Genomic DNA, 7,164 nt, shown 5'->3' with positions numbered 1-7,164 from the left:
GGCTTTATACTATCTCTCCTAAAAAGAGAATGGTCGATCTCAATTTTAAAGAAATTTGGAGGTATCGCGATTTACTATTCTTATTTGTAAAACGAGATGTAATTACATTATATAAACAAACCATTTTAGGGCCATTATGGTATTTTATCCAGCCATTATTTACCTCTATTATTTTTACATTAATATTTAATAACATAGCAGATATAAAAACAGGAGATGGAGTGCCACCTTTTCTATTTAACTTAGCTGGTATTACTGCCTGGAATTATTTTAGTGAATGCTTAAAAGGAACTAGTGATACATTTAAGAAGAATCAAAATATCTTCGGGAAGGTATACTTTCCAAGGGTTATTATGCCTATGTCTATTGTGGTATCTAACTTAATAAAGTTTGCTATACAACTATTAGTTTTTATATGTTTCTATATTTATTTTGCCTTTTTTACAGATAAAGCAGGTGGAGTTAGTCCACAAGCAACTTTACTTCTATTACCGGTAATAGTACTGTTAATGGGGCTTTTTGGATTAGGATTTGGAATGCTTATTTCTTCTATGACTACAAAGTATAGAGATTTAACGTTTTTAATAGGTTTTGGTGTGCAATTAGTAATGTATGCCTCGGGGGTTATGTATCCAATAGCATTAATAAAAAGAAAAGTAGAAGAAGGTGTAATACCAGAATTAGTAGGATTATTAATAGAATACAATCCTATGACTACAATAATAGAACTATTTAGATATAGTGCACTTGGAGTAGGAGAATTTAGCCCTATAAAATTAACGTATGCAGTACTTATTAGTATTACTATATTTTTATTAGGTTTAATTGTTTTTAATAAAACAGAGAAAAGCTTTATAGATACTATATAATGAAGAAAGATATTATTTTAAAGGCAGACAATATATCCAAACAATACCGTTTAGGGCTTGTAGGTACAGGTACTATAAGTCATGATTTAAATCGTTGGTGGAGTAAAATTAGAGGGAAAGAAGACCCGTATTTAACGGTGGGGGAATCTAATGATAGAAGTACAAAAGGTAATTCTGAATATGTTTGGGCTTTACAAAATATTAATTTTGAAGTAGAGCGTGGTGAAGTAATAGGAATAATTGGAAAAAATGGAGCAGGTAAATCTACTCTCTTAAAAATATTATCTAAAGTTACAGGACCAACAACTGGAGAAATAAAAACAAAAGGTCGTATAGCATCTTTATTGGAAGTAGGAACAGGATTTCATGGTGAAATGACTGGTCGTGAAAATATTTTTTTAAACGGAGCGATTCTAGGAATGACCAAAAAAGAAATCGAATCTAAAATAGAGGAGATTATAGCTTTTTCAGGTTGCGAACGCTATATAGATACACCTGTAAAAAGGTATTCATCTGGTATGACAGTGCGTTTGGCCTTTGCAGTTGCAGCCTTTCTGGAACCAGAAATATTAGTAATAGACGAGGTATTAGCAGTAGGAGATGCAGAATTCCAAAAGAAGGCAATTGGTAAAATGCAGGATATAAGTAGAGGAGAAGGACGAACTATTTTATTTGTAAGCCATAATATGGCAGCTGTTAAAAACCTATGTACTAGAGGTATTGTTTTAGAGCACGGTATGCTAAAGTTTAATGGAAGCGTAGATGATGCATTAGATGTATATGCAGATATTGATAAATCTAGTGATTTTAAAGTAATATTTAACGAAGATACTGCTAGAAAAGGTAATGGAAAGATGGAGTTTGTGTCTATTGAGATGCAAAATCAAAATAAAAACTTAACCCAAGATTATTCAATAGGAGATGATTTAAATATTGTCTTTAAAATAAAAAATAACTCGAAAGAAGTAAAGTCCGAAGTAGGCATACAGGTTAAATCATCAGATGAAATGCCAATCTTTCATATCATGCCAAGAGATTCAAATTATGAGTTGATACATTCAGAGCAATATGAAGAGTATAAAGTTTCAATAAAAGACTTAAGGCTATTCCCTGGATTCTATTCAATTAGCATAACATTAAACAATACTACTGGGCACGAAATTTTCGATTCTATAGAAAAAGTATTAACCTTTCAGGTAATAGATGGAGGGCATTACACATCAAGGCGATTACCTAGAGCTGCGGGTTTATTCTTTTTAAATCCAAGTTGGGAAAAAATCAATTAATGGATGAAAATTGTAAAACTGACATTTAATTACGATTGGCCATTATTTAGGCAAACTCCTGCATATTCTCAAGTTTGGGGAGATTATAAATTTGTAATAGATGACACAATAAAAGAATGCGATTTTTGGGTAATATACTGCGACTATAAACTAAAAAAAGAAACAGTAAAATGTAACCCAAACAATATTATTTTTATTCCAGGAGAATGTTATAATACAAGCCCTCGATTTAATCAAAAGTTTTTAAATCAATTTGGATTAATTTTAACAGTACAAAAAGAATTAAAACATAAAAATATACAATATACTCATAATGCAAATCCTTGGTTTGTAGGAAAAAGCTATGATGAGTTATTAACAAAACAGAACCATTCCAAGACAAAATTAATATCTGTTGTAACCTCTAATAAAGCATTTACAGAAGGCCATAAAAAGCGACTAGATTTTGTAAAGAAATTGAAAGCACACTTTGGAGATAAAATGGACTTGTATGGTCGAGGAATAAATGATTTTGATGATAAATGGGATGTTTTGGCAGATTATAAATACACTGTAGCTATTGAAAATGACTGGTGCGATGATTGGGTTACCGAAAAGTATTTCGATTGCGTGTTGGCAAACACATTGCCTTTTTATTATGGTTGTCCAAATTTAGAATCTATAGTAGATGAACAATCTTTTATAAGAATAGATATAAACAATGTAGAACAATCTATAAAAATAATTGAAAGCGCTATAAATAATGGTGTTTTTGAAGAAAGGCAACAAGTATTAGAAAATCAAAAAATTAAAAGCCTTAACGAAGATCAGTTTTTTCCATGGTTAGCAAACATATTAGATAAACAAGATGTAAATGCTAAAAAAAAGGAAATAACCTTAAGGCTAAATGTAGATTTATCATTTAAAAGAAGGATAAAAAAAATCATTAGTAAGAAGTTAAAACAGAATAAATGATAAAACGAATAAAACAATTTGTAAAGCGGATATTATTTAAGAAAGAAATAGAGCGACTTAAAAAAGAAAGGCAAATTCAATACGAGCGCTGTGTACCATGGTTTAAAGCAAAAGGAGATGAAACATTACGATTAAATTATCCTTTAAATAAAGACTCTGTAGTATTTGATTTAGGAGGCTATAAAGGCGAATTTGCAGCTTCAATTTATAATAAATACCAGTCCGTAATTCATGTTTTCGAGCCTGTACCATCATTTTATAATATTATAGAAAAAGCTTTTGCTGATAATGATAAGGTAACAGCATACAAATATGGTTTAGCAGGCAAAGATGGAGACATGCAAATAAGTTCTACAGATGATAGTTCTTCGGTTTATATAACCAAAGGAGCATCACAGATAATTGCATTAAAATCTATTGTAAATTTTATTAAAACAAATGATATTGATTGTGTCGACTTAATAAAAATCAATATAGAAGGAGGAGAATACGAAGTATTAGAAGCTTTATTAGATAATAATATGATTTCTATATTTAAGAATATTCAAGTCCAATTTCATGATTTTATTATTGAAAATGCAAGAGAACGTATGGAGGCTATTCAAAAGCGCTTAACAGCTACTCATGAATTAACATATCAATACGATTTTGTTTGGGAGAATTGGAAACTAAAAAGTAAATAGTGGTAGTAATAAAACTTATTGGAGGGTTAGGGAATCAGTTATTTCAATATGCAACAGCCAAAGCATTAGCATTGCAAAACAATACTACATTATATATAGATCGTTCTGCATTTAATAATTACGATTTGCATGCCTACGGATTACATCATTTTAACATAAAACCAAAAATATATAAGGAAGCACCATCTAAGTTTGTAAGAAAAATATTGAATAAACTCAATATTAATACTTACTATCAAGAAGAGTCTTTTAGTTATAACGAAGCAGTTTTAGAGTTGAAAACTAAAAATATATTTCTAAGCGGCTATTTTCAATCAGAATTATATTTTCAAAACTATAGAAAAGAATTACTAAAAGATTTAGAAGTTACAGCTCTGTTAAAAGAACAAACAAAGAAACAATTACAAAACATAGAGCAAACAAATTCAGTATCTATACATATTAGAAGAGGTGATTATCTATTACACGAAAAGCACAACACTTCAAAAGAATTATACTATAAGTCTGCAATGAAACTTATAGAAGATAAGATAGAAAACCCTGTGTACTATATGTTTTCAGACGATATGGAATGGGTGAAAACAAACTTTAAAACCAATAAAAAAACAGTTTATATAGATTTTAATGATGCAGCAACCAATTACGAAGACTTAAAACTAATGAGTAATTGCAAACATAATATTATAGCAAATAGTAGTTTTAGTTGGTGGGGAGCATGGTTAAACATTAACAAAGATAAAATAGTAATTGCACCACAACAATGGTTTAATAGTAAAGAACAAGATTACTCTAATGTAATACCAAATTCTTGGATTAAAATATAATGAAGAACACAAAGCCTTTTATATCCGTTTTAATGCCAATTTATAATTGTGAAGATTATATACAGGAAGCTGTAGAAAGTATACTAAACCAAACCTATACTAACTATGAGTTAATTATTATAGATGATGCGTCAACAGATACTACTGTAGAAATCATTAAAACTTATAAAGATGAGCGAATTAATTTAATTGTAAAGCCAGAAAACACGGGCTATACTAATAGCTTAAACAATGGATTAAAGATAGCCAAAGGTAAATACATTGCACGTATGGATGGCGACGATATAAGTTTGCCAACTCGATTCGAGAAGCAAGTAGCAGTTTTAGAAGCAAACCCAAATATTGTTGTTTGTGGTTCTGTATTTAAAATTATAGGTTCTAATAAATTAAATACAAACCCAGAAACTCACGAAGAAATAAAAATGGCTTTATTGCAAGATTCAGCAATCGGGCATCCAACTTCTATGTTAAGAAAAAGCACATTAGAAGAAAACAATGTAGAGTACGACACCAGTATGCAACCAGCAGAAGATTACGATTTATGGGTTAGACTTTTAAAATATGGTGAGCTATATAATATACAAGAACCATTATTTTTATATAGAGTACATGAAGGGCAAGTTTCTAATGTAAAACGTGTTAAACAAAGTTATAACGGGAGTCGTTCTAGGTTTAATATATTAACTAATTTAAAATTTACATATACAGAAGAAGAACGAACTATTTATTTAAAACTCTTTACTTTTAATGAACGGCTAACATTTAATGAATTAGTAGTTTTTATGAAGTTTAAAGAAAAACTTATAGCAGCTAATTCTAATGCATTTTTTAATAAAAAAGGCTTTAAGGAATTTTTAGATAAATTAGAAGCTTACCATGTAAAGAAATATTTTATAGGCAGTAAACACTATACACCAAAAGTAATTTTACAATTACTTAAAATTTTAAGAACAACAAAACATCGATTTAAAATGATAGATGCTATTAAAATTGTTGTAAAATCAATTATATTTTTTAAAAAACAATAAGAACTAATATAATTTGCAAATAACTATAATCATACCTGTTTTTAATAGAGCACATTTAATAATGGAAACGCTCAACTCTATAAAAAAGCAAACCTATACAAATTGGGAATGCATATTAGTAGATGACGGTAGTACAGATGCAATAGAAAACCTTATAGAAGAAACATTAACAAAAGATTCAAGATTTACATTTTATAAAAGACCAAATTACATAAAAAAAGGAGCAAGCGCCTGTAGAAATTATGGCGTTTCATTATCAAAAGGAGAATATATACAATTTTTTGATAGTGATGATATTATGCATCCAGAACATCTAGAAGAGAAAATAAACACCTTTAATTCTAGCTTAGACTTTGTATTTTGTAGAACACAAAGTTTTAGAGAAGTACATAAAGAAGATGCATTTTTGCCAGCATCAACAGTTACAATTGGCGATAATATATACCAAGATTTTGTTTTAGGCTACTTACCTTTAGTTATGTTAGCACCAATGTGGCGAAAAACATTTTTAATGAAAAATGAGCCTTTATTAGATGAAAATATAACACTTAATGAAGATATGGAGTGGCATGCCAGATTGCTGTACACTAAACCAAAGTATGCTTTTGTAGACAAAGTTTTAATATTTGTACGAATGGGATTAGACTCTATATCTAATAGATACTTAAAAGATCCATCAACGTACATTGATGATTTTTTAGAAGTAAAAAGAAGAATTCTTAAATTAAGTCCAGATAACAAATTAATTAACTTTGGGTTAATGAAGCAAACTTTAAGAGAATTTAGAGCTTGCATGGCAAATAAAGATTATAAAAATTGTGACAAAATTTTAAAATTTATAAAAACACATAATAAAAGTGAGAAAATAAAATCAAAACTAAAAACGATAACTATAGCCTATAAATTGGTTAAAACTTTTGGTTTTGGAGAAACACGTTTTAAAAAATATTTTAAAATATAGAACGTAGATAAAGTACATGCGAAAAGGACAAAATATATCTAAAGAACAAATAATAAAACTCGACGACTGTCAACATCGTGTTATTATTCCTTTATATATACCTAATGAAGAAGACTATTATAAAGAAGCTTTTAAAATATTTGAAATGTGCTTACTTTCTGTTACAAAAACAGCTAAATCCCCAATAAAAGTATCTGTAGTAAGTAACGGAAGCTGCAAATCTGTAAACACAAGATTACAAGGACTTTTAAATAAAGGTTACATTAATGAGTTAATAATAGAAACAGAAAGCATTGGTAAAATAAATAGTATTTTAAAAGCACTACGAACAGCCGAAGAACGATTAATAACCATTACAGATGGAGACGTATTATTTTTAAACGACTGGGAAAAAGAAGTATTAAATATATTTAAAACCTTCCCTAAAGCAGGAATGGTGTCTCCCGTTCCGGTGTTTAGAACCCATTTAAGATTAACCAGTAATATTTGGAAACGTTATTTGTTTTCAAAAAAACTACAATTTAGACCTGTAAAAAACCAAGAAGCCATGACGCGGTTT

8 protein-coding genes are annotated in these 7,164 nt (G+C 29.1%); all 8 read left to right on the top strand.

Annotation, left to right across the window (positions count from 1 at the left end):
• Positions 1 to 869, top strand: an 869-nt coding sequence (locus ACVC2P_RS00285; RefSeq protein WP_452596489.1) for an ABC transporter permease, incomplete at its 5' end; no start/stop codon positions are given.
• Positions 869 to 2,155 (top strand): ABC transporter ATP-binding protein, encoded by a 1,287-nt coding sequence (locus tag ACVC2P_RS00280; RefSeq protein ID WP_452596488.1) that lies wholly within the window; start codon positions 869 to 871, stop codon positions 2,153 to 2,155. The genes ACVC2P_RS00285 and ACVC2P_RS00280, both read left to right, overlap by 1 nt.
• A gap of 3 nt (positions 2,156 to 2,158) precedes the next feature.
• Entirely contained in the window at positions 2,159 to 3,109 is a 951-nt protein-coding gene (locus ACVC2P_RS00275) for a glycosyltransferase family 10 domain-containing protein (RefSeq protein WP_452596487.1), read from the top strand.
• The gene (locus tag ACVC2P_RS00270) at positions 3,106 to 3,792 is read left to right on the top strand and encodes an FkbM family methyltransferase (protein WP_452596486.1); all 687 of its coding nucleotides are present in this window, start codon (positions 3,106 to 3,108) and stop codon (positions 3,790 to 3,792) included. The genes ACVC2P_RS00275 and ACVC2P_RS00270 overlap by 4 nt, the downstream gene beginning before the upstream one ends.
• Positions 3,792 to 4,616, top strand: a complete 825-nt coding sequence (locus tag ACVC2P_RS00265; protein ID WP_452596485.1) for an alpha-1,2-fucosyltransferase — start codon at positions 3,792 to 3,794, stop codon at positions 4,614 to 4,616. Before ACVC2P_RS00270 ends, ACVC2P_RS00265 begins: the two co-directional genes overlap by 1 nt.
• Positions 4,616 to 5,644 carry a glycosyltransferase family 2 protein gene (locus ACVC2P_RS00260; RefSeq protein ID WP_452596484.1) on the top strand — a complete coding sequence of 343 codons (1,029 nt, stop codon included), beginning with the start codon at positions 4,616 to 4,618 and terminating at the stop codon, positions 5,642 to 5,644. The genes ACVC2P_RS00265 and ACVC2P_RS00260 overlap by 1 nt, the downstream gene beginning before the upstream one ends.
• 13 nt (positions 5,645 to 5,657) lie before the next feature.
• Positions 5,658 to 6,605 (top strand): glycosyltransferase family 2 protein, encoded by a 948-nt coding sequence (locus ACVC2P_RS00255; RefSeq protein WP_452596483.1) that lies wholly within the window; start codon positions 5,658 to 5,660, stop codon positions 6,603 to 6,605.
• A gap of 16 nt (positions 6,606 to 6,621) precedes the next feature.
• The coding region (locus ACVC2P_RS00250; RefSeq protein WP_452596482.1) for a glycosyltransferase at positions 6,622 to 7,164 on the top strand (543 nt) is incomplete at its 3' end.

This window comes from Pontimicrobium sp. MEBiC01747, assembly GCF_053601635.1.
Note: the sequence above shows the minus strand (reverse complement) of the source record. Positions and strands in the feature narration are given on the sequence as shown.